The 24,512-nt window shown below is 69.4% G+C and carries 26 protein-coding genes and 1 tRNA gene; 12 read left to right on the plus strand and 15 right to left on the minus strand.

All coding sequences use genetic code 11. From position 1 onward, the window contains the following. Positions 1 to 32 precede the first annotated feature (32 nt). From CYAGR_RS02370 to CYAGR_RS02390, 5 genes are all read left to right on the plus strand, one after another. Positions 33 to 1,328, plus strand: coding sequence for a glucose-1-phosphate adenylyltransferase (locus CYAGR_RS02370; protein WP_015108165.1), 1,296 nt, complete (start codon positions 33 to 35; stop codon positions 1,326 to 1,328). Positions 1,329 to 1,440: 112 nt separating this feature from the next. Next, entirely contained in the window at positions 1,441 to 2,859 is a 1,419-nt protein-coding gene (gene gndA / locus CYAGR_RS02375; RefSeq protein WP_015108166.1) for an NADP-dependent phosphogluconate dehydrogenase, read from the plus strand. Then, positions 2,856 to 3,587, plus strand: a complete 732-nt coding sequence (gene pgl, locus CYAGR_RS02380; protein ID WP_015108167.1) for a 6-phosphogluconolactonase — start codon at positions 2,856 to 2,858, stop codon at positions 3,585 to 3,587. Before gndA ends, pgl begins: the two co-directional genes overlap by 4 nt. Before the next feature lie 7 nt (positions 3,588 to 3,594). Then, positions 3,595 to 4,149 (plus strand): CIA30 family protein, encoded by a 555-nt coding sequence (locus CYAGR_RS02385; RefSeq protein WP_015108168.1) that lies wholly within the window; start codon positions 3,595 to 3,597, stop codon positions 4,147 to 4,149. Beyond that, a complete protein-coding gene (locus CYAGR_RS02390) occupies positions 4,136 to 4,573 on the plus strand; it encodes a hypothetical protein (protein WP_015108169.1) in 438 nt (145 codons plus the stop codon). Before CYAGR_RS02385 ends, CYAGR_RS02390 begins: the two co-directional genes overlap by 14 nt. Here CYAGR_RS02390 and CYAGR_RS02395 read toward each other — a convergent pair. Further along, positions 4,564 to 7,779: a chemotaxis protein CheB gene (locus tag CYAGR_RS02395; protein WP_015108170.1), complete on the minus strand. Its 3,216-nt coding sequence runs from the start codon at positions 7,777 to 7,779 to the stop codon at positions 4,564 to 4,566. The two genes, CYAGR_RS02390 and CYAGR_RS02395, sit on opposite strands and share 10 nt — an antisense overlap. Positions 7,780 to 8,162: 383 nt before the next feature. Between CYAGR_RS02395 and CYAGR_RS02400 the strand changes: the two genes are divergently transcribed. Further along, entirely contained in the window at positions 8,163 to 9,209 is a 1,047-nt protein-coding gene (locus CYAGR_RS02400) for a helix-turn-helix domain-containing protein (RefSeq protein ID WP_015108171.1), read from the plus strand. 15 nt (positions 9,210 to 9,224) lie between these two features. Here the strand turns inward: CYAGR_RS02400 and CYAGR_RS02405 are convergent, their stop codons facing one another. The 4 genes from CYAGR_RS02405 to upp form a co-directional block, all read right to left on the minus strand. Continuing rightward, positions 9,225 to 9,449 (minus strand): ribbon-helix-helix domain-containing protein, encoded by a 225-nt coding sequence (locus CYAGR_RS02405; RefSeq protein ID WP_015108172.1) that lies wholly within the window; start codon positions 9,447 to 9,449, stop codon positions 9,225 to 9,227. Between the two features lie 216 nt (positions 9,450 to 9,665). Beyond that, positions 9,666 to 11,342, minus strand: a complete 1,677-nt coding sequence (gene ilvD / locus CYAGR_RS02410) for a dihydroxy-acid dehydratase (protein ID WP_015108173.1) — start codon at positions 11,340 to 11,342, stop codon at positions 9,666 to 9,668. Between the two features lie 76 nt (positions 11,343 to 11,418). After that, positions 11,419 to 11,706, minus strand: coding sequence for a hypothetical protein (locus tag CYAGR_RS02415; protein ID WP_015108174.1), 288 nt, complete (start codon positions 11,704 to 11,706; stop codon positions 11,419 to 11,421). Positions 11,707 to 11,748: 42 nt separating this feature from the next. Continuing rightward, entirely contained in the window at positions 11,749 to 12,414 is a 666-nt protein-coding gene (gene upp, locus CYAGR_RS02420) for a uracil phosphoribosyltransferase (protein ID WP_015108175.1), read from the minus strand. 48 nt (positions 12,415 to 12,462) lie between these two features. On the opposite strand from upp, the gene CYAGR_RS02425 reads away from it, so the two are divergent. Beyond that, complete coding sequence (locus tag CYAGR_RS02425; protein WP_015108176.1) at positions 12,463 to 13,017, plus strand: pentapeptide repeat-containing protein; 555 nt, start codon at positions 12,463 to 12,465, stop codon at positions 13,015 to 13,017. Between the two features lie 52 nt (positions 13,018 to 13,069). Next, entirely contained in the window at positions 13,070 to 14,179 is a 1,110-nt protein-coding gene (cobW, locus tag CYAGR_RS02430; RefSeq protein WP_015108177.1) for a cobalamin biosynthesis protein CobW, read from the plus strand. A 43-nt stretch (positions 14,180 to 14,222) separates the two neighbouring features. Here the strand turns inward: cobW and CYAGR_RS02435 are convergent, their stop codons facing one another. Next, the gene (locus CYAGR_RS02435) at positions 14,223 to 14,585 is read right to left on the minus strand and encodes a hypothetical protein (RefSeq protein ID WP_156818364.1); all 363 of its coding nucleotides are present in this window, start codon (positions 14,583 to 14,585) and stop codon (positions 14,223 to 14,225) included. 93 nt (positions 14,586 to 14,678) lie between these two features. Between CYAGR_RS02435 and purS the strand changes: the two genes are divergently transcribed. Then, positions 14,679 to 14,936: a phosphoribosylformylglycinamidine synthase subunit PurS gene (gene purS, locus CYAGR_RS02440; RefSeq protein ID WP_015108179.1), complete on the plus strand. Its 258-nt coding sequence runs from the start codon at positions 14,679 to 14,681 to the stop codon at positions 14,934 to 14,936. 13 nt (positions 14,937 to 14,949) lie between these two features. Then, the gene (gene purQ, locus CYAGR_RS02445; RefSeq protein WP_015108180.1) at positions 14,950 to 15,603 is read left to right on the plus strand and encodes a phosphoribosylformylglycinamidine synthase subunit PurQ; all 654 of its coding nucleotides are present in this window, start codon (positions 14,950 to 14,952) and stop codon (positions 15,601 to 15,603) included. Positions 15,604 to 15,607: 4 nt separating this feature from the next. Here purQ and CYAGR_RS02450 read toward each other — a convergent pair whose 3' ends face one another. Next, the gene (locus tag CYAGR_RS02450; protein WP_015108181.1) at positions 15,608 to 16,207 is read right to left on the minus strand and encodes a peroxiredoxin; all 600 of its coding nucleotides are present in this window, start codon (positions 16,205 to 16,207) and stop codon (positions 15,608 to 15,610) included. Between the two features lie 92 nt (positions 16,208 to 16,299). On the opposite strand from CYAGR_RS02450, the gene CYAGR_RS02455 reads away from it, so the two are divergent. Continuing rightward, the gene (locus CYAGR_RS02455; protein ID WP_015108182.1) at positions 16,300 to 16,656 is read left to right on the plus strand and encodes a hypothetical protein; all 357 of its coding nucleotides are present in this window, start codon (positions 16,300 to 16,302) and stop codon (positions 16,654 to 16,656) included. A 148-nt stretch (positions 16,657 to 16,804) separates the two neighbouring features. On the opposite strand, the gene CYAGR_RS02460 is transcribed toward CYAGR_RS02455, so the two are convergent. The 6 genes from CYAGR_RS02460 to psb32 all read right to left on the minus strand — a co-directional run bounded on the left by CYAGR_RS02460 (position 16,805) and on the right by psb32 (position 21,050). After that, positions 16,805 to 16,878, minus strand: a tRNA-Met gene (locus CYAGR_RS02460). A gap of 45 nt (positions 16,879 to 16,923) precedes the next feature. Continuing rightward, positions 16,924 to 17,931, minus strand: a complete 1,008-nt coding sequence (locus CYAGR_RS02465; protein WP_245552584.1) for a LysM peptidoglycan-binding domain-containing M23 family metallopeptidase — start codon at positions 17,929 to 17,931, stop codon at positions 16,924 to 16,926. Between the two features lie 154 nt (positions 17,932 to 18,085). Next, entirely contained in the window at positions 18,086 to 18,577 is a 492-nt protein-coding gene (locus tag CYAGR_RS02470; RefSeq protein ID WP_015108184.1) for a tRNA (cytidine(34)-2'-O)-methyltransferase, read from the minus strand. An 11-nt stretch (positions 18,578 to 18,588) separates the two neighbouring features. Beyond that, positions 18,589 to 19,167, minus strand: a complete 579-nt coding sequence (locus tag CYAGR_RS02475; protein ID WP_015108185.1) for a bifunctional adenosylcobinamide kinase/adenosylcobinamide-phosphate guanylyltransferase — start codon at positions 19,165 to 19,167, stop codon at positions 18,589 to 18,591. Then, positions 19,157 to 20,302 carry a proton extrusion protein PcxA gene (gene pxcA / locus CYAGR_RS02480; protein ID WP_015108186.1) on the minus strand — a complete coding sequence of 382 codons (1,146 nt, stop codon included), beginning with the start codon at positions 20,300 to 20,302 and terminating at the stop codon, positions 19,157 to 19,159. The genes CYAGR_RS02475 and pxcA overlap by 11 nt, the downstream gene beginning before the upstream one ends. Before the next feature lie 22 nt (positions 20,303 to 20,324). Further along, on the minus strand, positions 20,325 to 21,050 hold the full coding sequence (psb32, locus tag CYAGR_RS02485; RefSeq protein WP_156818522.1) for a photosystem II repair protein Psb32: 726 nt from the start codon (positions 21,048 to 21,050) through the stop codon (positions 20,325 to 20,327). A gap of 19 nt (positions 21,051 to 21,069) precedes the next feature. On the opposite strand from psb32, the gene CYAGR_RS02490 reads away from it, so the two are divergent. Further along, positions 21,070 to 21,828 (plus strand): cofactor assembly of complex C subunit B, encoded by a 759-nt coding sequence (locus CYAGR_RS02490; RefSeq protein WP_245552586.1) that lies wholly within the window; start codon positions 21,070 to 21,072, stop codon positions 21,826 to 21,828. On the opposite strand, the gene lptC is transcribed toward CYAGR_RS02490, so the two are convergent. Continuing rightward, positions 21,746 to 22,879 carry an LPS export ABC transporter periplasmic protein LptC gene (gene lptC, locus CYAGR_RS02495; RefSeq protein WP_015108189.1) on the minus strand — a complete coding sequence of 378 codons (1,134 nt, stop codon included), beginning with the start codon at positions 22,877 to 22,879 and terminating at the stop codon, positions 21,746 to 21,748. The two genes, CYAGR_RS02490 and lptC, sit on opposite strands and share 83 nt — an antisense overlap. Further along, positions 22,876 to 24,426, minus strand: coding sequence for a methionine--tRNA ligase (gene metG / locus CYAGR_RS02500; RefSeq protein ID WP_015108190.1), 1,551 nt, complete (start codon positions 24,424 to 24,426; stop codon positions 22,876 to 22,878). Before metG ends, lptC begins: the two co-directional genes overlap by 4 nt. Positions 24,427 to 24,512 lie beyond the last annotated feature (86 nt).

Raw genomic sequence — 24,512 nt, forward strand, 5'->3', positions numbered from 1 at the left:
GTCTGGCCAGCCAAGGACCGAGGACTGGGCTCATGAAACGCGTTCTTGCCATCATTCTGGGAGGCGGTGCGGGAACGCGTCTCTATCCCCTCACCAAGATGCGGGCGAAGCCCGCCGTTCCCCTCGCCGGGAAATACCGACTGATCGATATTCCCATCAGCAATTGCATCAACTCCGAGATCAATAAGATCTACGTGCTGACGCAGTTCAACAGCGCCTCGCTCAACCGTCACCTGACGATGAGCTACAACCTCTCCTCCGGTTTCGGCCAGGGCTTCGTGGAGGTGCTGGCCGCCCAGCAGACCCCCGACAGCCCCAGCTGGTTCGAAGGCACCGCCGATGCGGTGCGCAAGTACCAGTGGCTGTTCCAGGAGTGGGACGTGGACCACGTCCTGATCCTCTCCGGTGACCAGCTCTACCGGATGGACTACAGCAAGTTCGTCCAGCACCACATCGACTGCGGCGCCGACCTGACGGTGGGGGCCCTGCCGGTGGATGCGGCCCAGGCGGAGGGCTTCGGCCTGATGCGCACCTCCTCCGACGGCCGGATCCTGGAGTTCAGCGAGAAGCCCAAGGGCGCCGCCCTGGAGGCCATGCGGGTGAACACCGAGAGCCTCGGCCTCTCCGCCGAGGAGGCCGCCAAGCGGCCCTATCTGGCCTCGATGGGGATCTACGTCTTCAACCGCAACACCCTCTTCGACCTGCTGGCCAGCCATCCGGAGGCCACCGACTTCGGCAAGGAAATCATCCCCACCTCCCTCGGTCAGGGGGACCATCTGCAGACCTTCCTGTTCGACGACTACTGGGAGGACATCGGCACGATCGGGGCGTTCTACGAGGCCAACCTGGCCCTCACCGACCAGCCCAATCCGGCCTTCTCGTTCTATGACGAGAAGTTCCCCATCTACACCCGGCCCCGTTACCTGCCCCCCAGCAAGCTGCAGGACGCCCAGGTGACCCAGTCGATCATCGGGGAGGGATCCCTGCTCAAGGCCTGCAGCATCCACCACTGCGTGCTCGGGGTGCGCTCGCGGGTCGAGGACGAGGTGGTGCTCCAGGACACCCTGCTGATGGGGGCCGACTTCTTCGAATCATCCGAGGAACGGTTGGTGTTGCGCGAGCGGGGCGGCACCCCGATCGGTGTGGGCCGTGGCACCACCGTGAAGGGGGCGATCCTCGACAAGAACGTGCGCATCGGCCGCGACGTCACCATCGTCAACAAGGACCGGGTGGAGGAGGCCGACCGGCCCGAGCTCAACTTCTACATCCGCAACGGCATCGTCGTGGTGGTGAAGAACGGCACGATCGCCGACGGCACGGTGATCTGAGCGCCGCCCCGGGGCAGGGCTGGGCCAGCAGTTGCTGACATCCCCGCCCGGGACACCGACGCGCCGCCGACCGCTGGCCACAGTGGCAACGAATCACGACATCCACGCTCCTATGGGCAAGGCGCATTTCGGACTCATCGGCCTCGGCGTGATGGGTGAGAATCTGGTCCTCAACGCTGAGAGAAACGGTTTCTCAAGCGTCGTCTACAACCGGACCTACGCCAAGACCGAGGAGTTCCTGGCCGGACGCGGCGCCGGCAAGGACATCGTGGGAGCGGCCAGCCTCGAGGAGTTCGTGGCGGCGTTGGAGCGGCCTCGCCGCATCCTGATGATGGTGAAGGCGGGTGATCCGGTGGATGCCACCATCGCCAGCATCTCGCCGCTGCTGGAGGAAGGCGATCTGCTGATCGACGGCGGCAACTCCCTCTACACCGACACCGAACGCCGGGCGGCTGAGCTGGAGAGCAAGAGCTTCGGCTACATCGGCATGGGCGTCTCCGGCGGTGCCAAGGGGGCCCTGGAGGGGCCGAGCATGATGCCCGGTGGCACCAAGGCGGCCTACGACGCCATCGAAAGCCTGGTCACCAGGATGGCCGCCCAGGTGGAAGACGGCCCCTGCGTCACCTACATCGGCCCCGGCGGCGCCGGCCACTTCGTCAAGACCGTCCACAACGGCATCGAGTACGGCATCGAGCAGATCCTGGCCGAGGCCTACGACCTGATGAAGCGCATCGCCGGCATGGACGGCGACGCCATGGCCGATGTGCTCGGTGGCTGGAACCAGACCGAGGAGCTGGCCTCCTTCCTGGTGGAGATCACCGAGGTGTGCCTGCGCACCAAGGATCCCGAGAGTGGCGGTGATCTGGTGGAGCTGATCGTCGATGCCGCCGGCCAGAAGGGCACCGGCCTGTGGACGGTGGTCAGCGCCCTGGAAATGGGGGTGCCCGTGCCCACCATCTACGCCGCCCTCAATGCCCGGGTGCTGAGCTCCCTGCGCAGCGAGCGGATGGCGGCCGAAGCGGTGCTGCACGCCCCCGCCCCCCACAGCTTCCCCCTCGGGGAGCCCGCCACCGGCATGGCGCCGCTGCGGGACGCCTGCATCCTGGCCTGCATCGCCAGCTACGGCCAGGGGATGGCCCTGCTGCAGGAGGCCTCCAAACTCCACGACTACAACCTCGATTTCTCGGCCATCGGCCAGATCTGGAAGGGGGGCTGCATCATCCGGGCCCGGCTGCTGCAGCGGATCCAGGACGCCTACGGCGCCGACCCCTCCCTGCCCAACCTGATGCTCGATCCCTGGTTCGCCGCCCAGGTCAACCAGCGCCTGGCCGGCCTGCGGCAGGTGGTGGCCGGGGCGGCCCTGGCGGGCATCCCGGTTCCCTGCCTCAGCAGCACCCTCGACTACATCGACAGCTACCGCACCGGTCGCCTGCCCCAGAACCTGGTGCAGGCGATGCGCGACTGCTTCGGCTCCCATACTTATGAGCGCACGGACCGCCCCGGCGCGTTCCATACCGAGTGGCTCGCTTGACCGAACCCGGCACCCGCTACCAGCTGATCGTCGCCACCAGCCCCGAAGAACTGGCCCGCCTGGCGGCCGAGCAGATCGCCTCCGGCATCGATCTGGCCCTCGCCGAGCGGGACCGGGCCCAGATCGCCCTGGCGGGCGGCGAAACGCCCCGGGCGACCTATGCCCGCCTGGCCGAGGAACACCTGCCCTGGGAGCGGGTCGATGTGCTGCTGGGGGATGAACGCTGGGTGCCGGCCGACGACCCCTCCAGCAATGCCCGCATGCTGCGGGAAACCCTGCTGGCCCATCCGCCGGCCAGCCACGCCCGCTTCCATCCGGTGCCCACCGACCGCCCCACCCCCCGGGCCAGCGCCGAGGCCTACGCGTCCGAGCTGGCGGTGCTCTGCCCCGGCGCGCTGCCCCGCTTCGACGTGCTGCTGCTGGGCCTGGGCGACGACGGCCACACCGCCTCCCTGTTCCCCGGCACGGCGGCCCCCGGCGTCAGCGATCGCCCGGTCACCATCGGCGAGGGCAAGGGCCTGCCCCGCATCACCCTCACCGCGCCGGTGCTCTCGGCCGCCCGCCGGGTGATCTTCCTGGTCAGCGGCGCCGGCAAGCGTCAGGCGCTCGCCCGGCTGCTCGATCCGGTCGAGCCTGCCGAGCGCACCCCCGCCCGGCTCGTGCGGCCGGCCGGTGTGGTGGTGATCCTGGCGGATGCCGCCGCCGCCGCCGACCTCCCCGGCACCTGAGGCCGTCATGCAGGTGATCCGCGGCGATGGCTTCAGCGGCTGGCATGCCCTCAACGACACCGTCATGGGGGGCCGCAGTTCGGGCCTGTGCACGGTCAGCAGCCGTGGACTGCGGCTGGAGGCGGAGGTGGTGGAGCAGGGTGGCGGTTTCGTCAGCTGCCGCTCGCCCATCTTTTCCCCGCCCCTCGATCTCTCCGGCCAGGCCGCCTTCGAACTGGAGCTGCAAGGTGACGGCCGCCATTACAAGCTGGCGGTGGCCTGCGCCGATGGGGTGGCAGGTCTCACCGAGATGATCCCCGGCGGCGTGCGCTGGGTGGCGAATTTCGCCACCGATCCCGAGGGCCCCTGCCGGGTGCGGATCCCTTTCGCCCAGCTGCGGGCCTCCATCCGGGCCAGGCCGATCGAGGCCCTGCCCCTCGGCCTGCCCCTGCGCTTCGACCCCAGCCGCATCACCCGGCTGCAGATTCTGCATTCGAAGTTCGGCGACGACGGCTCCGCCAATCCGGGCTTCCGGGCTGGCCCGCTCACCCTGGAGGTGATGGCGATCGATGCCGTCGCCTGAGTCCCCCATCGGCAGCGCCAATACCGATCTGTGCCAGCTGGTGGCGGCGGCGGCCGACCTGTGCCGCAGGCCCCTGCGCCATGCGGTGGTCAATCCCGACCAAGGCGCCATCAGCGCCGAGCCGGGGGCGGAGGAGGAGGGGGTGGACAGCCTCGATCTCTGCCTGCGACTGGAGGCCCGTACCCCTGAGGGCGAACGGGTGCCGGCCGAGGATCTGGAGCTGGAGATCTACCGCAGTGGGGACGATCTCAACCTCACCCTGGCCTGGCGGCAGGGGGAGGACCACCCCCTGCTCTGGCAGGGCAGCCATCCGGTGTGGATGGATGGGGCGACGGGGCTGCGCAGCCACTGCCCGCCCGATGGCGCGCCGCTGGAGGCCCTGGCCCGTCGCCTGCGGGCCCTGCTGCGGCCCGATCAGGGCTGAGGCGTCGGCAGCACCATCAGCAGCGAGCCGGTCCCCATCGTCGACGGCAGCGGCCAGAGTTCGGCCCTGGTCTGCAGGGTGCGGCCATCCCGATGGCGCAGGGGAAAGGACGCACTGACGAACAGCGGGCCATCGGCGGGTGCATCGGTGACAACGGGGGCCGTGGCCGCCTCCGGCAGCTGGCAGAACAGGGAGGCCGGTGACCCCTCCAGGCTGTCGCGCTCGAAGCCGATCCTGCGGCAGAGGCTGTCATTGACCATCACCACCCGCTGGCTGCTGTCGAACACCGCCACCGAGAAGCTGGGACTTCGGATCAGGGTTTCGAACAGGACCGAGAGATCGCGGCCATGCTCCTGGGCCTGACGCTGCTGGGTGATGTCAGAGAGGGTGCCGACCACATAGCGATCCATCTCCTCGGTGAGCACCTTGGCGTTCTCCGTCACCCAGCGCTGCTCCCCATCGCGGCGGATGATCCGGTATTGCACCGACCAGCCCCCCCGGGCCGGATCCCGGCTGGCCCAGACCCGATCCCGGTCCTCCGGATGGATGGCGTCGTCGAGCAGCTGCGGATGGGCGAACAGCTCGGCCGGGGTCCAGCCCGTCAGGGGCAGGATGCGCTGGCTGGCATAAAGGACCCGGCGCAGGCTGGCGTCCCGTTTCCAGACCGCCTCCTCGAGGGCATCGGTGAGGCTGGCAAAGGAATCGAGGGAGGTTTCGGCGGCCCTGCGCAGGGCCAGCAGTTCCGAGACGTCGGTGAGGGTGATGATCGCTCCGAGCCGCTGCCCCTCCCGTTCCTGGTAGGGCAGCACCTGGGCCAGGTAGGCGATGTCCTCGTTGACCGCCTCGATGTTGCGCCGGGGAGCGCCGCCGACCACCTCTGTCAGGGCCGAGCGCAGACCCGGCAGGGGCACCGTGGTGGGGATGCCCAGCAGAGGCCGGCCGATGTCGTCGTCGACCAGGGCGAACACCCGCACCGCCAGGGGCGTGAACCGGGTGATGCACAGCTCCCGGTCGACGATGACCATGCCCTGGTTGAGGGAGTTCTGGATGTTCTCGAGGTCGGTGCTGAGCAGCTGCAGCTCGGAGCTCCTGGCCCGCAGCTCCTGGTTGAGGGTGGCCAGTTCCTCGTTGGTGGCCTGCAGCTCCTCGTTGGAGGATTCCAGCTCCTCGTTGGAGGACTGCAGCTCCTCCGATGAGGCCTGCAGTTCCTCGGCTGAGGCCTCTAGTTCCTCGTTGGCCTCCTCCAGATCCGCCAGGGAGCGGCGCAGGGTGTCGTGGCTGGTGAGCAGCTCCTTCTCCAGCCGGGCGATCTGCCGGTCGAACTCCGGATCGCGGATCAGCGGAGCTTCCGTGGGCAGCGGCTCAGCGCTGTCGGGGGGTTCCCGCAGGAAGCTCAGGAGGGTCAGCACCCGTTCGTTGACCTGGAGCGGCCGGGCCTCCAGCCGCAGTTGGATGGCGAAGTCCGGCAGGTGCAGCAGCCGGCTGCGGGCAGGCTGGCCGTCGGCCCGCACGATCAGCAGCAGGGCGCGGGCCTCGGCCTGCAGTTCCGGGAGCAGGAAGGTGGTGGCGGCGGTGGAGATGCGGCCCTCGGTGAGCCGGCAGAAGGGACTGACATCGCCGATCACTTCCACCAGTCCGTGGTTCTCATCGAGGATCACGCACGGGGGAGAGGTGCTGCGGACCAGCGCTTCGAGGGTGGCGACATGTTCCTCGACCACGGTCTCCCGCAGGATCGAAATGCGCCCGATCGGGCTGAACAGGGTCGGTGGCCGCTGGGCGGGCTGGACGGCCGAGTTAGAGCGGTTGGACTGGTGTTCCGCGGTGCGATGGAAGATGCGGTGCTCGGCGTTGGCCACCTCGAATCCCGCGGTCCTGTGGCCCAGCGACTCCGTGCGGCCGAGGAACAGCAGACCCGCGGGCAGCAGGCCGAAACGGAACTGAGCCAGCACCCGATCCTGAAGGGGCTGGGTGAAGTAGATGAGGGTGTTGCGGCTGGAGATCAGATCCAGCCGCGGGAAGGGCGGATCGACGGCCACGTTGTGACGGGCGAAGACCGCGCAGTTGCGCAGGGCCTCACAGATCTGGACCTCGCCGTTGAACGGCACCACGAAGCGTTCCCGCAGCGATTCCGGAATGGCCAGGCTGGAAGCCGCCGGATAGGTGGCCCGTCGCGCCACGGCCAGGCTGTCGTCGTCGAGATCGGTGCCGAAGATCTTGAGGTGATGGGTCAGGTCCTGGGGGTGGCCGAGGACCTCGCTGATCAGCATCCCGATGGAATAGACCTCCTCGCCGGTGGCACAGCCGGGCACCCACACCCGCAGGCGGTCCTTGCGGGTGCGTTGGGCCATGTACGCCTGCAGGAGCTCGCCGAGAACAGTGAACGAGTCCGGGTCGCGGAAGAAGGAGGTCACAGTGACCAGCAGGTTGTGGACCAGGGCCGAAACCTCCTTGGTGTCGGCAGCCAGCACCCGCAGGTACTCCTCCATGTCCTCCATCTGACGGATCGCCATGCGGCGCGCCAGCTGGCGCTGCAGGGTCGAGGCCTTGTACTGGCTGAAGTCGATGCCGCTGTTGTGCAGCAGCAGCTCCAGGGCACTGGAGACGTTGAGGCTCCGGGGATCGGGAGTGTTGATATCAACCCAGTCGCTACTCGAGCCCATCAGCTCGGTGAGGTGATGGGCGATGGCGGCCGGCTCGAGGATGAGGTCGGCCCCCCCCATGGCGACGGCGGCGGTGGGCATGGCCGCGAAGCGGGCGCTCTCGGGTGTCTGGGCGATGGTGAGCCCACCGGCGGCCCGCACGGCCCGCAGGCCGCGGGCCCCGTCGGAGCCGGTGCCCGAGAGCACCACGGCGGCCCCGTGGCCCTTCCAGTGCTCGGCGATCGACTCGAACAGCCGGTCGATGCTGGGGCTGGGGCCGAAGCGGGGTTCGGGCGCCACCAGCCTCACCCGGTTCCCTTCCACGCTGATGTCGTGGTTGGGGGGGCAGATGCTGACCGTGTCCGCCAGCAACGCGGCCCCGTCGACCGCCTCGACCACCTGCAGCGCCGTGAACCGCGCCAGCAGTTCGACCATCAGGCTGCCATGGTCGGGCGAGAGGTGCTGGGCCACCACATAGGCCACGTTGCCCCCCGGCGTGATGCTGCTCAGAAGCGCCTGCAGGGCCTCCAGGCCGCCGGCCGAGGCGCCGATGGCCACCAGATGCATGCCGGCTGGTGAACCGGGGGGAGTGGATGGCGCCGGGGAAGATTCCGCGTCACTGGATTCTTCCATTGACACCCGCATCGTGAACGTTGGGCCTCAATGTAAACCGCCGGGGCCCTCCAGGCTGACGCTGCGTGAAGGACAGCACCGCTGGCTGCGCGACGGATCAAGCCCAAAAAGGAGCGTGATGATTCAAAAACGTGTCATCAGAGGTGATCACTGTCATGAACGATCATGAAATCTGTCATCCAGATGTCAATTCCGGGTGACATGGCAGCTCAAGAACATGACTTCGTCTGACTATGAACAGCTAACGACTCCACAGAGGCTGCGCGTTGCTTGTGATAGTCTGATCAGACGGAGAAGGACAGGAGGTGGGGCTTCGTATGTACAGCGAGCCTTTCTTTTCCAGTCAATGGCCCTCTGAAGCTGTCCATTTCTCCAATCCCCTGCTGCCCCAGCTTCAGCTGAGTGAGGATCCCCAGTCCTGCACGTTTTTGTTGCAGGAGGCCCTGCCACTGGTGGAGATCATTCCGCTGGAACCCGAGGCCTCCTGGTGGTATCGCGGCGCCAATCTCCACCTCGGCAGCCTCGTGGTGACGGCCTGGACAGCCAGGCCGATGCGGATGACGTTCTCCGCACGCCAGGAGCACATCGTTGTGCTGGGCTACGGCGGAGAACAGCGGCTGCGCCAGGCCTCCACCACCTGGCCCTGTGTCAAGGGGGGCTGTGTGCTGATGGCCAGTGCAGCCTGCACGATGGAGAGCACCCTGTCTTCGGCCGTGGCCTTCGCCCTGACGCGGGACCGACTCCTGGAGACGGCCATGGCCATGGGGGGCTATCTGCAGAAGCCGAAAGGCTGGGAAGAAAGTGTTGCCCAGGCCCATGGCTGGAGCCCGCCCCAGAATCCCGCCGGCCCTTCCCTGCTGACGGCGTTGCAGCAGACCATTGCCATGGCAGGACAGCTCTCGGGGTATGGCGGTGGGCTGCTAGATCGGCTGCAGTTCGACGACCAGATCTATCGGTTGATGGTGGCCATGCTGCTGCCGGGGATCTGCCAGGGCAAGAGCCTGGATCGGCTCCTGCACCGGCAGAGCCAGGGCCGTGATTCCTTCGACGAACTGATCGACTACATCAAGCAGAATCTGGGCGAGTCGCTCACCCTCACCGACCTGGAATCGAGGAGCCATTACTCCCGCCGAGCGCTGCAGTACTCGTTTGCTGAGCGCATGGGCTGCACGGCTACCAAGTGGATCAAGAATCAGCGTCTTGACCGTGCCCGGCAACGGCTGGAGCGGCCGAGTCTGAACGACACGGTGGGGAGCATCGCCCGCGAATGCGGCTATCGCTCCCTCGGACTGTTCAGCGTGGATTTCCAGCAGCGCTTCCACGTCAAGCCGTCCCAGCTGCTGCGGGAGTCCCGGCGGTTGTAGCCGGGACCGCCGTGTTCACGCCCGTCGTCGGAACGTGTCCGCCGACTCCGGCCGGGCCTGGGGCAGCTCCCTCTGGTGCGTGGTCTGCAGGGCCGATTCGAGCAGGTAGGCGGCCAAATTGGAGAGGGACCGCCCTTGCACGTTGCTGCGCTCCACCAGAGCTTGGTAGGCGTTGTATGGCACCGTGATCGTGACACGCACCGGCCGCAGGAAGGGACCGGGTTCGGAGTGGCTTCGCATGGGTCGAGGAGGTTGCTTCCTCTGCTCTAAGCCCATCGCCAGGGTGCGAAGCCAGCCGCTTCATAAAAGGCCCGGCCGTCCCCACGGGCGAGAGGCCAGTGCTGGCCAGCGATTCACCCTGCTGCGGATAGCAGCAGGGGGCCTGCGCCGTCAGTGCAGGCCTGCATCGTCCTGCGCAAACTGCACGTATCTGAAAGCGGACTGAAGGCCTGGGCCTCAGTCCGCAGGCAGGTCGGTCACGGCCCCCAGGCTGCTGCTGCTCACCAGCCGGGCGTACTTGCCGAGCACCCCGGTGCGGTAGCGGGGGGCAGGCTTGGTCCAGGCGCTGCGACGCCGGGCCAGCTCCTCCGCGTCCACGTTGAGCTGGAGCAGGCGCTGCTTCGCATCCACCGTGATGCTGTCGCCCTCCTGCACGAGGGCGATGGTGCCGCCCGCGGCGGCTTCCGGAGCCACGTGGCCCACCACCATCCCGTAGGTGCCGCCCGAGAAGCGGCCATCGGTGATCAGGGCCACCGAATCGCCGAGCCCCTCGCCGATGATCGCGGCGGTGGGGGCCAGCATCTCGCGCATGCCGGGGCCGCCCACCGGCCCTTCGTAGCGGATGACCACCACATCGCCGGCGCTGATGCGCTTGGCGAGGATGGCGGCCAGGGCATCCTCCTCACTCTCGAACACCCGCGCCGGGCCGGTGATCACCGGGTTCTTCACCCCGCTGATCTTGGCCACGCTGCCCTCCTCCGCCAGGTTGCCCCGCAGGATCGCCAGGTGGCCCTGGGCGTAGAGGGGGTTGGACAGGGGCCGGATCACGTCCTGACCGGCCGGTGGTTCGGAGGGCACGTCGGCGAGCACCTCGGCCAGGGTGCGCCCCTCGATCGTGCGGCAGTCCCCATGCAGCAGGCCGCCGTCGAGCAGCAGCTTCATCACCTGGGGAATGCCGCCGGCCCGGTGCAGGTCGACGGTCACGTAGCGGCCGCTGGGCTTGAGGTCGCAGATCACGGGCACCTTCTGGCGGATCGTCTCGAAGTCGTCGATCGTGAGGGGCACACCGGCGGTGCGGGCGATGGCCAGCAGGTGCAGCACCGAATTGGTGGAGCCCCCCACCGCCATGATCACGGCGATGGCGTTCTCGAAGGCCTCCCGGGTCAGCAGGTCCCGGGGGCGGATGTCGGCCGCGATCGCCTGCACCAGCACCTCGGCCGAGCGGGCGGCACTCTCGGCCTTCTCCGGGTCCTCCGCCGCCATCGTCGAGCTGTAGGGCAGGCTCAGGCCGAAGGCCTCGAAGGCCGAACTCATCGTGTTGGCGGTGAACATGCCGCCGCAGCTGCCGGCGCCGGGGCAGGCGTTCTTCTCGATCGCCAGCAGCTCCGCCTCATCGATGCGGCCGCCGGAGAGCTGACCCACCGCCTCGAAGGCACTCACCACGGTGAGATCACAGGGCCCCAGCTTCCCCGGCTTGATCGTGCCGCCGTAGACGAAGATCGCCGGAATGTTCATGCGGGCCATGGCAAGCATGGCGCCGGGCATGTTCTTGTCGCAGCCGCCGATGGCCAGCAGACCGTCCATGCTCTGGGCGTTGCAGGCGGTTTCGATCGAATCGGCGATCACCTCGCGGGACACCAGCGAGTACTTCATGCCCTCGGTGCCCATCGAGATCCCGTCGCTGACCGTGATGGTGCCGAACATCTGCGGCATGGCTCCGGCCCCGTGGGCGGCCTGCTCGGCGCGCCGGGCCAGGTCGTTGAGGCCGATGTTGCAGGGGGTGATCGTGCTGTAGCCGTTGGCGATGCCGATGATCGGCTTGCCGAAGTCCCCGTCGCCGAAACCGACGGCCCGCAGCATGGCCCGGTTGGGGGAGCGTTGGAGGCCCTTGGTGATGGCGTCGGAGCGCAGCATGGCCGGGGAGGAACGGGTCTGCAGCAACTTACCGAGGGGCCTGCACCGCCACGCCTGGGACCTCAGCCTGGGACGTTCAGGGCTGGGGCTGCAGCTGCTCAAGCTGGCGGCGCACCTCGTCGATCGCCTGGTTGAGCTTCTGCACGCGGTCGTGCAGCTGGTCGCTGCTCACGGGCGTCTCCTCGAAGCCTTCGCCGAGGCGCGAGACGCGCAGCATCCGCAGCTGGCGCTGGGACAGCCGGTGCCGTTCGGCCCGGCGCAGCAGCCAGACGGCGAGGCCGGCGGCCCCCATGACCGCCCCGGCGGCCCCGGCCAGCAGGAGCAGACTGCCGCTGGCGGACGATTGCTGCCTGGAATCAGCCATGGACCTGCACGGAAAGGGACTTCCGGATTGGAGGGATTCAGCCTAGGCAGTGGCGGCGGCGATTCCATACAGCCGCTCGCTCACTTCGCCGAAGCCCGGCACGACACGGTGCCGGCTGTCCACCTCCGGGTCGATGCCGGCGCAGTAGATGGTGAGCTGGCTGTGCCGCTCACCGACAACCTTCAGCCCGGGGCTCGCCGCCAGGGTGGTGATCACCCGCAGCCGCTGCCCCTCCACCCCCAGGCCCGCCAGGCGGTCGAGCAGGGCCAGCAGGATCGAGCCGCTGGCGAGGACCGGCAGGAACACCAGCACGCCGCTGCGGGCCTCGATGGTGGCCGGCAGGTCGTCGAGGAACCAGTGGGGCTTGTGCTCCGGCCCGCAGGGCTCGATGCCCACATGGGCCAGCTGGGCCGACGGCAGCACCGACTGGGCCCCCTGCCACAGGCCGAGGCCGCCCCGCAGCACCGGGATCACCAGCAGGGGCACCTCCGGGTCGACCACCTGGCCGTCGCAGTGACCCAGGGGCGTGGTGACCGACACCGGACGGTGGGGCAGCCAGTCGCGCAGCGCCTCATAGGTGAGCCAGCGGCCCAGCTCCGCCATGGCGGTGGCGAACAGGGGCGAGGGGGTGGCCCCGTCGCGCAGCAGCGTGAGCCAGTGGCCGATCAGGGGATGGGGAGGAACCACCACCCGCAGGGACATGCTCATGTCGGGGAGTGTCTGCCATAGCTTGAACCGGCAGCGTACCGGTGTGGCATGGTTCCCAGCTCCCCAACTCCCCCCGAGATCCGCCGCCGGGCCCGGCGGGCCGGCCTGCTGGGGTCGGTCCTGGGCGCCGCGCTGGGCCTGCTGCTGTTTTGGACCGTGCTGCCGGCGGGCCCGGCCCTGGCGATCACCGCCCCCGAGCTGCGGGCCCAGCGCTCCTTCCAGGACCTCGACCCCGACCTGCGGGGCCGCAACCTGCAGCAGCAGGAGTTCCTCAAGGCCTCCATGGAGGGCTTTGATCTGCGGGATGCCGACCTGCGTGGCGCTGTCTTCAACTCCACCGACCTGCGCCAGGCCGACCTGCGCGGGGCCGACCTGGAGGACGTGGTGGCCTTCGCCACCCGCTTCGATGGGGCCGACCTGCGCGGCGCCCAGTTCCGCAACGCCATGCTGATGCAGAGCCGTTTCCGGGATGCCCGGATCGACGGGGCTGACTTCAGTGACGCGGTGCTCGATCTGCCGGAGCAGAAGGCCCTCTGCGCCCGGGCCAGCGGCAGCCATCCCCTCACCGGCGTCGACACGCGCGAGAGCCTCGGCTGCCGCTGAGACCGCCCGGCGGGGCTTCCCCTAGGTTTCGGTGTCTCCTGCCCCAGCGCCGATGACCGCCACCAGCTCCAGACGGCTGCCGGTCACGGTGGTGACCGGATTCCTGGGGGCCGGCAAGACCACCCTGCTGCGCCACCTGCTGCTGGAGAGCGGCCTGAGGCTGGCCGTCCTGGTCAACGAGTTCGGCGAGGTGGGCATCGACGGCGATCTGATCGCCTCCTGCGGCTTCTGCCCCGAGGAGGAACTGGGCGACCGGCTGGTGGAGCTGGCCAACGGCTGCCTCTGCTGCACGGTGCAGGATGAGTTCCTGCCCACCATGCAGCGCCTGCTGGAGCGGGCCGACAGGCTCGACGGCATCGTCGTCGAGACCAGCGGCCTGGCCCTGCCCGAGCCCCTGGTGGCCGCCTTCGGCTGGCCGGAGATCCGCAGCCGCACCCGGGTGCATGGGGTCGTCACGGTGGTGGACGGGGAGGCGATGGCCGCCGGCCATGTGGTGGGGGATGCCGAGGCGGTGGAGGCCCAGCGCCGCGCCGACCCCAGCCTCGACCACATCAGCGCCATCGAGGATCTGTTCGCCGACCAGCTCGGTGCCGCCGACCTGGTGCTGGTGAGCCGGGCCGACCGCCTGGAGCCTGAGGCCCTCGCCCGGGTGACCGCCAGGCTGCGCGCCGACCTGCGCCCCGGCACCGTGGTGCTGCCCATGGCCCGGGGCCGCCTCGATCCCTCCCTGGTGCTGGATGGTCCCGGCCTCGACCCGGCCAGCGACCATGACCATGACCATCACCATGACGAGGGTCACGACGACCACGATCACCACCATCACGACCACGATCACCACGAGCATGCCCATGTGGCGATGGAGTCGATCGTCGTGCGCCGCGGCGGCCAGTGGGGCCGGGCCGCCCTCGAAACCCAGCTGCAGCAACTGCTGATCGATCACCCCGTCGTGCGGCTCAAGGGACGGCTGCGCCAGGGCGGCAAGCGCCTGCCGCTGCAGATCCAGGGGGTCGGCCGTCGCCTCGACTGCTGGTATGAGGAGCGCGCGGGGGCCTCCCCTGACGCCGGCTCCGCCGAGGGCGCAGGCCCCGACGGACTGGAGCTGGTGGTGCTGGCCACCGCCGGCGCCGCCGGCCCCCTGCGCCAGGCCCTCGATCGCCTCTGAGCGTCGAGCGGCGCCCGGGCCGGTGCCAGACGCGCAGACCGTCTCAGTCGAGGGGGATGTCGCCCCTGGCGCAGACCCCATCCCAGCAGAGATCGGTGTTCTCCACCCAGCGGCTGTTCACCGGCTGCCAGCTGCCGGAGGGTTTGAGCATCGTCACCCGGCCCCGGCCGTCGTGGCGGAACTCGATCCGCTGCCCCCCCACCAGCAGGAACCAATGGAGGCCGAGCTCCTCGACCTGCATCTGGCAGTCCTGCCAGGGACCGTCCGCCAGGCGGCACTTCAGGGCCACCAGCCCCGGCAGGGAGTGGGCCTGCAGGGCCGTGGCGACCACGGCCAGACCGATGAGCCAGGCCAGCACGCGAGGCCCGAGCGGATCCAGCAGAACCCTTCGCAGGGAAGGCACCACGACCGGCGGTGCGGAGAACCAACCCCAGGCTGGTCCTGTGCCGAGGTGGTGGTGGGGCGTGCTGCCAAGATTTAACAAACGTCCGTGCCTCCGGTGCCGCTCTTCAACGCCCGCGTCCAGGTCTCCCTGCGCCCCTCCGTGCTGGACCCCGCCGGGGAGGCCACCCGGGCCGCCGCCGCCCGGCTCGGGGTGGAGGGGGTGAAGCGGTTGCGGATCGGCAAGGCGATCGAACTGGATCTGGAGGCGCCGGACCGGGCCACTGCCCAGGCCCGGCTCAAACTGCTCAGTGACCGCCTGCTCGCCAATCCGGTGATCGAGGACTGGTCGCTGGATCTGGCCGAAGCCGGTTGAGGGGGCCAGACCGATGACCGTCGGCATCGTTGTGTTTCCCGGCTCCAACTGTGACCGGGATGTGGCCTGGGCCCTGGAGGGCTGCCTGGGCATCCCCGTGCGCTTCCTCTGGCATGAGGAGCGCGACCTGGCCGGCCTTGAGGCCGTCGTGCTGCCGGGAGGGTTCAGCTACGGGGATTATCTGCGCTGCGGCGCGATCGCCCGTTTCGCCCCCGTGCTGGAGGAGGTGCGCTCCTTCGCCGCGCGCGGCGGCCCGGTGCTCGGCATCTGCAACGGCTTCCAGGTGCTCACCGAGATGGGCCTTCTCCCGGGCGCCCTCACCCGCAACCGGGATCTGCACTTCCTCTGCCAGAGCAGCCCGCTGGAGGTGCAGCCCGGGGCCTGCCGCTGGCTGGGTGCCTACGGCGCCGGCGAGCGCATCAGCCTGCCGATCGCCCACGGGGAAGGGCGCTACCAGGTGGAGCCGGAGGAACTGGAGCGCCTCGAGGGGCAGGGCTGTGTGGTGCTGCGCTACGTCGCCAATCCCAATGGGTCTCGGGGGGATGTGGCTGGCCTGAGCAACCCCGCGGGCAATGTGCTCGGCCTGATGCCCCATCCGGAGCGCGCCTGTGATCCGGTCACCGGCGGCCTCGACGGCCGTCGCCTGCTCGCCTCGCTGCTGGGCTGAGGTTTCAGTGCAGTCCCGCGAAGAAGTCGCGGCTGCCGCGGGGATCGGGGGCCAGGGTGCGGGCCCCGGGCGTCCAGTCGGCCGGACACACCTGGCCCGGCCGGTGGCGCACGAGCTGGAACGCCTGCAGCACCCGCAGGGTTTCGTCCACACTGCGGCCGACGGCCACGTCGTTAACGGTGCTGTGGCGGATCACGCCGTCGGGATCGATCAGGAACAAGCCCCGCAGGGCCGTGCCGGCCTCCTCATCGAGCACGTGGTAGGCCCGGGCGATCTCCTTGGTGAGATCCGACACCAGGGGGTAGGCCACATCCCCCAGCCCACCGCTCCGGCGTTCGGTCTGCACCCAGGCCAGATGGCTGTAGGGACTGTCGACGGACACGGCCAGGATGGCGGCGTCGAGGCGGGCGAACTCCCCGTGGCGATCACTGAAGGCGGTGATCTCCGTGGGACAGACGAAGGTGAAATTGAGGGGATAGAAGAACAGCACCACATCCCTGCCCCGATAGTCGCGCAGCGACAGGTCCCGGAACTCCTGATCCACCACGGCGGTGGCGCGAAAGTCGGGGGCTTCGAGGCCCACGAGCCTGCCGCTTCTGGTCATGGTGGCCACCGTCTCGGGAGGGGAATGGCACCCATGCTGGCCTGAAGGAGCCCGGCCCCTACGATGTTTGTCAACGAAGCGATGCCTCTGCCATGGGTTGGGATCCGACCGTCCTGCGCAAATACAACACCACCGGCCACTTCCGCCTGATCAATCAGCTGCGCTCCGAACTCAAGGGCAACCCCCTGATCCGCCCCAAGGACGGGGAAACCGTGGGCGCCGCCAACCGCAGCAAGAGCCTCACCCGCGCGCTCCAGAACCGTTCCCAGGCAGGGGGTTACGGCCGCAGTCGCCGTCCGGTCCAGACCTCCCAGCCCGTCGTCGTCACCCCCGCGCCCACGCTGCCCGTGATCGCTCCGGTGCCGGTCCGGGTCGAGAGTGTGGAAAGCCAGGAGGCGGCCAATGCCCGCAGCTTCCGCGAGCGACTTAACGCCATCGAGATGCGCTGAATCAGCGCCTCTGGCATTGCAGCAAGGTTGCGTCAAGCCTGCATCAAAGCTTCCCCGGCGGTGGATTAGCCACAGTCGTTGAGGTTGATTTGGTCTGGATTGGATCCAACCTGGAACCCTGGGTTCAGGAAGCAATGACCCAGGACAATGGCTCGGGGGAGACTTGAACTCCCGACCTTGGGGTTATGAATCCCACGCTCTAACCAGCTGAGCTACCGAGCCAATCGATGGGACTTTAGACGATGACCGGTTCGGCCCCCGGCCGGGTCAGGCCCGGGGGGGGAGCATCTGCAGGGGGTTGATCGCGCCGCGGCCGGGGGGATGGATCTCGAAGTGCAGGTGGGGGCCGGTGCTGCGGCCTGTGCTGCCCATCTGGCTGATCACCTGACCCTGCGCCACCGTCTCGCCCCTGGTCACCAGCAGGCGGCTGTTGTGGGCGTAGAGGCTGCGGCTGCCATCGGGATGGGCGATCTCCACCAGGAAGCCGTAACCGCCGTCATGCCAGCCGGCGAACACAACCTGACCCTCCCGGGCGGCCATGATCGGCGTGCCGACGTTGTTGGCCACATCGATGCCCTTGTGCATCCGGCCCCAGCGCCAGCCGAAACCGGAGGTGAACACCCCGCGGGTGGGCCAGATCCAGGCAGTGGAGGGGGCCGTGGTGCCGCCATTGAAGGGCGGCTGCGGGTCACCGAACTCCGGTGTGTCGGGCCAGCTGATGCCGCAGCTGACGGACGGCTTCAGGCCCAGCAGCATGCGGGAACGGCCCGGGGCCGACTGGGCCAGACGCACCTGGCTGCCCACCACGAGCCGGGCGGTTTCCAGGCCCGGATTGAGGCGGATCAGCTCGGCCACGCTCAGGCCATAGCGCTGGGCCAGCTTGAGCACCGTGTCGCCGAAGCGGACGACCCCGTCCCGCTCCACCGGCGGCGGGGTGGAGACCGGCGGGCTCTGGCGCTGGACGGAGGCGTCGAGGGAGGCGATGCGGCCAAGGCGCTCCTTGCCGCGGGACGGCACCACCAGCCAGTCGCCGTTGCCGAAGCGGTGGTCTTCATCGACGTCGTTGAGGCGGGCCAGGCGGCTCTCATCGAGATCGAGGGCGGAGGAGAGCTCCTCGATGGATACCGGACGGCGGACCTTGATCCAGACCCGGTCGGTGGCGGAAGGCAGGGAGGCCAGCAGGGTCTCGGTGGACACGGTGCTGGGGGAATCGTCAGCGAGAACGGCCACGAGCGGCACGACGGCCGGTGTGGAGAGGAGAAAGGGAAGAATCAAGCGGAAAGGCTTCATGCATTTCACATCCAGCGGACAAAACCCAGCAGAGAAGCCAACATCTGCGGGTCCGGCAGAGAGTAGCGCCATGAACCACAGGGGGCAAGGTTCCTCAGGCACAACGCGGTCCGGACATCGGGACCGTCCCGCCCAGGTCTCAGCTGTCGCTCGCTGCGGCAGGCCCGATCTGGCGCAGGGCTTCGAACAGCACGATGCCAACGGACACCGAGAGATTCAGGCTGCGGACGCCCCCCCGGTCCTCCCGGGCCCGGCAGGCCATGGGGATGGTGAGCCGGGCCTCGGCGGACGCCTGCAGGGCGTTCGGTAATCCGTCCGTCTCCCGTCCGAACAGCAGCCAGTCGTCGGGATGGAAGCGGAAGTCGGTGTAGGCCGTCTCCGCCTGGCTGCTGAGGGCCACCAGGCGGCCGCCCCGCCCCCGCCGCACCGTCTGGAAGCGCTCCAGGTCGCCGTGGCGGTGCAGCGACACCCAGGGCCAGTAATCCAGGCCGGCCCGGCGCAGGTGGCGATCGCTGATCGAGAAGCCCAGCGGTTCGATCAGATGCAGCTCGCAGCCGGTGGCGGCGCAGGTGCGCGCCACGTTGCCGGTGTTCGGCGGGATCTGGGGCTGGTAGAGCACGACGCGGGGCATCCGGGGTGCGATCAGAAGCCGGGGGGCACGGGCTGGCTCAGGGCCAGCAGGTCGATGGCCCGGCCCTGCAGGACCAGCCAGGCCGCCTCGCTGCGGGCCAGGAGGGTCTGCTGCATCGACCCGAGCCGATCCCGGAAGCGGGATCCGGCCGCCGTAGCCGGCACCACACCCCAGCCCGTCTCCTCACAGACCACCACCAGGGGTGCCGGGCAGGTGCCGAGGGCGCCGAGCAGTTCACCGCAGCGGAGCCCCCAGTCCGGCGGCTCCAGATCCAGGTGGGCGGCCACCCAGGTCCCGAGCGAATCGACCAGCCCCAGCTGCCCGTCCTGCAGACGTCCCAGCTCGGCGGCGAGCTCCCCGCCCACTTCCCTGCAGCCCCATTCGGGCGGACGCCGCAAGCGGTGCCGCCGCAGGCGCTCCTGCCAGGCCACGTCGCCGGGAAGCGAGGGCCCGGTGGCCAGGTAGATGACCGCCAGGCCGCTGACGCTTGCCAGGTGTTCGGCCCAGCGGCTCTTGCCGCCCCTTGAGGGCCCGCTGACCAGCGTCAGGCGGGGATGGCGCTGGACCCCGGCCGGGGGTTCAGCCGCCACCGTTCATGTTGCGCAGGGTGGCCACCGAGGACGGCGAGACGCGGTTGAGGTAACGGAAGATCCAGTACTTGAAGATCGTGGCCAGCACCACCGGGAAGGTGGCGATGAAGAGCATGACGAAGTTCTCCTGGGCCGGCAGTCCCAGATGGTGGGCAACCCCGTCGAGCAGCACCGTCCAGCCCTCCGGACTGTGGAAGCCCACGAAGATGTCGGTGAACAGGATGATGGCAAAGGCCTTGGCGCTGTCGCTCAGGCCATACACCATTTCGTCGATGAAGCCCCGCAGCACCTGGATGTCGCGCCGTCCGAGGATGGCCACCACCACGAAGCCGATGAAGCCGCAGACGTCGGCCAGGACGTTCTTGATGGCGTGGGTGCTCTCCTGGTCGGCCTCCTCCTTGAGCTCCTGGGCCCGCTTGGCCAGCTCCGTCTGCAGCTCTTCCCGGCTGGGCAGGGCCTTGCCGGACAGCAGGGCGTCGAATTCGATCTCCGCCTGATAGACGCGCAGCTTCTCGACGGCCCGCTCCTCCAGGTGCGGTTTCGGGTAGGTGAGGAAGCTGTTGTCGGGGGCGAACCGATCCACCAGGGGCGAGACCACGTAGGTGCGGCTCACCTGCTGCACCAGCACCGGCACCAGCACCAGCAGCAGCAGGATCCGCAGCGACACCAGGGTGGAATCGCGGCGGCGGCGGAAGCCCGCCACTACGCTGGCCTCCGCCTCCGGGTCCAGCTGCCGCCGCACCTGGTCGACCACGCTCACCAGGCTGCGGGGCAGCATCTCAGGGGTGCGGCTCAGGGCCGGCAGCTCCTCCCGGGCCACCGCGTAGCGGGCGGTGACCGTGTCGATCAGCTGGTACTGGCGCAGTTCCTGGCCGGAGAGCTCCTGGCGGTACGGGGCCAGCACGTCCCTGGACTGGCGGCAGACCTGCAGGGCGGCCCGGAAGCGGCGCAGCACCTGGGCCTGCATCGCCCGCGGGATGCTCAGCTCCAGTTCGGGACGCACCGGGCGGTCGTTGTAATGCTCCATCTCGATGCTCTGGATCAGCAGGGCGGCTTCGTAGCCGCGCTCAAGATCGGAGCTCAGGTCGAGGGAGCGGGCCCGCCCGAAGGTACCCATCCAGTTCGTCAGTCCCATGGGGAGGCGGGTCGCGGGGGAATCAACGGGAGAAGACCCACCAGGTGAGCATCGGCACCACGGTGCCCACCACCAGAAGGACGATGACCCAGGTGAAGGCGTTGCTGCTGGAGGTCTCCTCCCGGGTGGGGATGTTGCTGACGACCGCGGCGGCCTCCTCGACGACGGGTTCGCCGGGATCCTCGCCACCCTGAAGGACGGCGGTGAGGCGCTGCAGGGCGTCGATGGCGGCCTGGCGGTAACGGTCACCGCTGCGCAGCGGCTGGGCCATGGTGGTGGCGGCGGTGCTCTCCAGCAGCTCGTCGGGAAGCTGGCGGTCGAGGGGGGCCTGGGCGACGATCGCCGTGGAGCGGGTCTGGGTGTCGATCAGCAGCAGCAGCAGGGGATCGGGGCTGCTGCCGGCGGGGGGATCGGCCGACCAGCGCTCCACCAGCTGACCGGCCAGGGTGGAGAGGTCGAGGCCGTAGTCCAGCCGGCTGAGGGTGACCAGGCGGGCGTCGACCCGTTCGGCGGCGAAGGCCTGAAGCTGGCGTTCGATCTCGGCCTTGCCCGCCCGGCTGAGCACGTCGGCGCCGTCCAGAACGTGCTCGGCCGGGGGTCGGGCGGGGAGGTCCGTCGCCGACAGGGCCCTGACGGCGGCGACAGGAGCGGCCAGCACCAGGCCGAGGGCCAGCACCAGGGAGAGCAGGGACCGAAGCAGCCCGGACCGGCCGGTGGGGCCGGCGGGCGCTGCCGCCACCGGAGGCATCACTGAAGCCAAGGCCATCGTGCGAGACGCCACCAGTCTGCCGTTGCGGCCCCGTTCCGGCATCCTGAGGGCAGCCTCGGTGCCGGACACCACGATGACGATGTCCGCCCCAGCCCGCGTCGTTCTGGCCTGCGGCGCCACGGGCCTGGCCCTGGCCGTGCTCAACCAGATGACCGCCCCCAGCCTGGACCCTCCCCTGGAGCGGGCCTCGGTGCTGGCCAGCATCCTGGCCGTGCTCCTGCTGCTGGTGGCCCTGCTGTGGCAGCGGGTGGAGCCGGTGGCGCCGGAGCGGGTGCCGCTGGAGGGCCGCGAAGGGCTGCGGCTGGCGCCGGATCTGGAGGCGTCCCTGGCCGAGGAGCTGGGCTGGGGCAGCACCATGCTGCTGACGGCCACCCCGGCGGCGGTGGTGCTCCTCCACTGGCGCGGCCAGACCCTGCTGGAGCGAGGCGTGCTGGGCAGCGGCGACTTCCTCCCCGGGGCGATCTGCAGGCGCAGCATGGCCAACGACAAGGCCATCTCCCTGGTGGATCTGAAGCTCTACCCAGGCCGGGACGAGTTCAGCTGCTTCCCCACCGGGCTGCCGGCGGTGGTGGTTCAGCCCCTCGGCACCGAGGGGGTGCTGGTGCTGGGCGGCTGGTCGCCCCGCTGCTTCAGCCGCAGCGATCTGGTCTGGATCGAGGGCTGGGCCCGCAGGCTCACAGGCGAATTGGCTCGGGTTTCGGGCGCGGCGCCACCGGCCGAGGAGGTGTCGTCGACGGCGGCACCTGGAACTGGCTGAACACCCGACCGCCGGGGTTGGTGACCACCACGGCCCCCTTGTTCCCCAGCTGGCCCCGCAGCACGCTGCCGCGGGTGAGCTGGCGGCTGGCCGGCCGCTGCAGCAGCACCGAGCCATCGGCGGTGACCGCCTGGGTCTGCCAGTTCCAGGAGCAGCTGCGGGCCTCGAGGCTGGCGCCGTCCTGCTGCAGGAAGCAGCCCGAGGGGATCCGCACCAGATGCTGGCCGGCGTCCACCTGCAGGGCCTTGCCCCGGGCGCTGGCGCCGCCGGCCACGGCCGGGTCGCTGAACAGCACCGGCGGTCCGAGGTTGAACAGCTGCGTCCGGGTGTTGCCGACCAGTGAGGTGGCGGTGAGGGTCTGGAGCGGGCGGTTGGAGGCCGAGCCCGGCGGGCGGCGTTCCCCCAGCACCGGCCCGCGGGCGGTGAGGGCACCACTGCCGGGTTGCCAAAGCACCGAGGCCACCGTCACAAGGATCTGGGGGGCGCCGACGGGGTTGGCCCGGAAGGGATCGAAGGCCTGGGCCCAGCGCTGCAGCTGGGGCTTGCCCTGGAGCTCCAGGGTGTCCTTGTCGAGGCGGAACGTGGCCCGCTCGGCGGAGAGCCGGGTGTGGGGGTCGAACCCTTCCGGATGGCGGTCGATCTCCATCAGGTTGCGGGAGGGAAGCCAGCGCACCCGGGAGCCCTGGATCATCACCGGCTCCTTCCCGAGCCGCTGCAGCCGGATCCGCCCCTCCAGCAGGATCACGGCCCCGTCATTGATCACGGTGCCGGTGGAGGCCTCCACCCGGTAGGCCGGCTTGCCGTCGCTGTAGATCACGCCGCGGGGCTGCAGGGCCCGGGCGACGCGGCGGCGCAGGTCGTAGCGGGCCTCGGGGCTGGTGAGTTCCCAGTTGGGCCGGCCGAACACATCCTGCTGGCGCAGATCCAGGGAACGGAAGACAAAGGGGGTGGGCGCCGTCTCGCGGGCGACGTCGCTGCGGCCGCAGCCCGTGAGCAGCAGCACCAGCAGGGCCGACAGGCGCCAGCGTCGCGCGGGGAGAGGAAGCGTCAAAGGGGGGAATCCAGTTCCAGTCGGTGCATCACCGGTGTCGGTTCGGGCAAGGCCAGCTCAGTGGCCAGCTTCCCCCAGTGTCGGGCCGCCGTCCAGCCGGTGTCGGCCGCCAGCGCCGGCTGGGCCAGCTGCTTGAGCATGCGCCCGGAAAGATCCGGCAGCAGGGGGGCCAGCAGCACGGCCACCCAGCGGCTCGTTTCCAGCACGGCATAAAGGTCCTCGGCTACTCCGGCGCGCCCCTCCTCCGCCTTGATCGCCTTCCAGGGGGCGCGATCGTTCAGGAAGCCGTTGGCCGCCTCGGCCAGCTCCAGGATCGCGGCGGCCGCCGTGCGGAAATCCAGTGCTTCGAGGGCCCCGTCGACGGTCTCGCCGCAGGCCTGGCAGCGCAGGGCGAGAGGGTGGTCAGCGGCGGCAGCGGCTCCGGCCGGCGGCACGGCCCCGTCGAACCAGCGGCGCGCCATCGATGAGGTGCGGTTGAGCAGGTTGCCGATCGTGTTGGCCAGGTCGTTGTTGACCAGATCGCTGAAGCGCTGCTGCTGGAAATCGCCGTCATCGCCGAAGGGGATGTCCCGCAGCAGGTACCAGCGCACCGCATCGGCTCCGCAGCGCTCGAGCAGGACGTCGGGATCGAGCACGTTGCCCAAGGACTTGCCCATCTTCTGGCCCTCCCGGGTGAGGAATCCGTGGCCGAACACCTTCTCCGGCAGGGGCAGTCCGGCCGAGAGCAGCATCGCCGGCCAGTAGACGGCATGGAAACGCAGGATGTCCTTGCCGATCACATGCAGCTGGGCGGGCCAGCCGCGCTCCGCCAGCAGGCTCAGGTCGGCGGGATCGTCGGGTTCCAGCAGGGCCGAGAGGTAGCCCAGCAGGGCGTCGAACCACACATAGAAGGTGTGACCCTCGTAGCCGGGCACGGGGATGCCCCAGGGCAGATCAAGGCGGGAGATGGAGAAGTCCCGCAGGCCGCCGGCGACGAAGTTCTCCACCTCCCGGCGGCGGGAGCGCGGGGCGATGAAGCCGTCGCTCGCCACCAGCTGCTCAATCGGCTCCTGGTAACGAGAAAGGCGGAAGAAGAGATTGAGTTCGTCGCGCCATTCCAGGGGGCGCAGGTGGATCGGGCAGTGGGGCTCGGTGGCCGCCGGCGATTCCTCCTTGAACTCCTCGCAGGCCACGCAGTACCAGCCCTGCTGGCGCCCTTCGACCACATCGCCGCTGGCTTCGACCCGGGCGAAGAACTGCTCCACGATCGCCCGGTGGCGGGGATCGGTGGTCCGGATGAAGCGGTCGTTGCTGATGCCCCAGCGGCGCCAGAGGTCGCGGTACTCGCCACTGATGGCGTCGCAGTGGGCCTGGGGGGTTAGGTCGGCGGCCTCGGCCGAGCGCTGGATCTTCAGCCCATGCTCGTCGCAGCCGGTGATGAAGGTGACCCGTTCCCCCTGCAGCCGCCGGAAGCGGGCAATGCTGTCGCAGGCGAGGGTGGTGTAGGTGCTGCCCAGGTGGGCGCGGTCGTTGACGTAATAGAGGGGGGTGGTGAGGGTATAGGTCATCGGCAGGCGACGTCGGCCGGATCCGCCGGCGGCTGGAAGATTCCCCGTGACACCGCTGGGAACTGGCCCGGGGACCGGATCCTACC

The organism is Cyanobium gracile PCC 6307 (assembly GCF_000316515.1).
Taxonomy (GTDB): Bacteria; Cyanobacteriota; Cyanobacteriia; order PCC-6307; family Cyanobiaceae; genus Cyanobium; species Cyanobium gracile.

Excerpts from the sequence above, each read along its gene's own strand:
- metG (WP_015108190.1), bottom strand. The coding sequence starts at position 24,426 with ATGACCTATACCCTCACCACCCCCCTCTATTACGTCAACGACCGCGCC.
- gndA (WP_015108166.1), top strand. The coding sequence starts at position 1,441 with ATGGGCAAGGCGCATTTCGGACTCATCGGCCTCGGCGTGATGGGTGAG.
- cobW (WP_015108177.1), top strand. The coding sequence starts at position 13,070 with ATGACCGCCACCAGCTCCAGACGGCTGCCGGTCACGGTGGTGACCGGA.
- CYAGR_RS02455 (WP_015108182.1), top strand. The coding sequence starts at position 16,300 with ATGGGTTGGGATCCGACCGTCCTGCGCAAATACAACACCACCGGCCAC.
- upp (WP_015108175.1), bottom strand. The coding sequence starts at position 12,414 with ATGAGCATGTCCCTGCGGGTGGTGGTTCCTCCCCATCCCCTGATCGGC.
- psb32 (WP_156818522.1), bottom strand. The coding sequence starts at position 21,050 with ATGCCTCCGGTGGCGGCAGCGCCCGCCGGCCCCACCGGCCGGTCCGGG.
- CYAGR_RS02415 (WP_015108174.1), bottom strand. The coding sequence starts at position 11,706 with ATGGCTGATTCCAGGCAGCAATCGTCCGCCAGCGGCAGTCTGCTCCTG.
- CYAGR_RS02385 (WP_015108168.1), top strand. The coding sequence starts at position 3,595 with ATGCAGGTGATCCGCGGCGATGGCTTCAGCGGCTGGCATGCCCTCAAC.
- CYAGR_RS02405 (WP_015108172.1), bottom strand. The coding sequence starts at position 9,449 with ATGCGAAGCCACTCCGAACCCGGTCCCTTCCTGCGGCCGGTGCGTGTC.
- CYAGR_RS02395 (WP_015108170.1), bottom strand. The coding sequence starts at position 7,779 with ATGCATCTGGTGGCCATCGGCGCCTCGGCCGGCGGCCTGGAGGCCCTG.
- purQ (WP_015108180.1), top strand. The coding sequence starts at position 14,950 with ATGACCGTCGGCATCGTTGTGTTTCCCGGCTCCAACTGTGACCGGGAT.
- CYAGR_RS02450 (WP_015108181.1), bottom strand. The coding sequence starts at position 16,207 with ATGACCAGAAGCGGCAGGCTCGTGGGCCTCGAAGCCCCCGACTTTCGC.
- CYAGR_RS02370 (WP_015108165.1), top strand. The coding sequence starts at position 33 with ATGAAACGCGTTCTTGCCATCATTCTGGGAGGCGGTGCGGGAACGCGT.
- CYAGR_RS02470 (WP_015108184.1), bottom strand. The coding sequence starts at position 18,577 with ATGCCCCGCGTCGTGCTCTACCAGCCCCAGATCCCGCCGAACACCGGC.
- CYAGR_RS02400 (WP_015108171.1), top strand. The coding sequence starts at position 8,163 with ATGTACAGCGAGCCTTTCTTTTCCAGTCAATGGCCCTCTGAAGCTGTC.
- ilvD (WP_015108173.1), bottom strand. The coding sequence starts at position 11,342 with ATGCTGCGCTCCGACGCCATCACCAAGGGCCTCCAACGCTCCCCCAAC.
- CYAGR_RS02425 (WP_015108176.1), top strand. The coding sequence starts at position 12,463 with ATGGTTCCCAGCTCCCCAACTCCCCCCGAGATCCGCCGCCGGGCCCGG.
- pxcA (WP_015108186.1), bottom strand. The coding sequence starts at position 20,302 with ATGGGACTGACGAACTGGATGGGTACCTTCGGGCGGGCCCGCTCCCTC.
- CYAGR_RS02390 (WP_015108169.1), top strand. The coding sequence starts at position 4,136 with ATGCCGTCGCCTGAGTCCCCCATCGGCAGCGCCAATACCGATCTGTGC.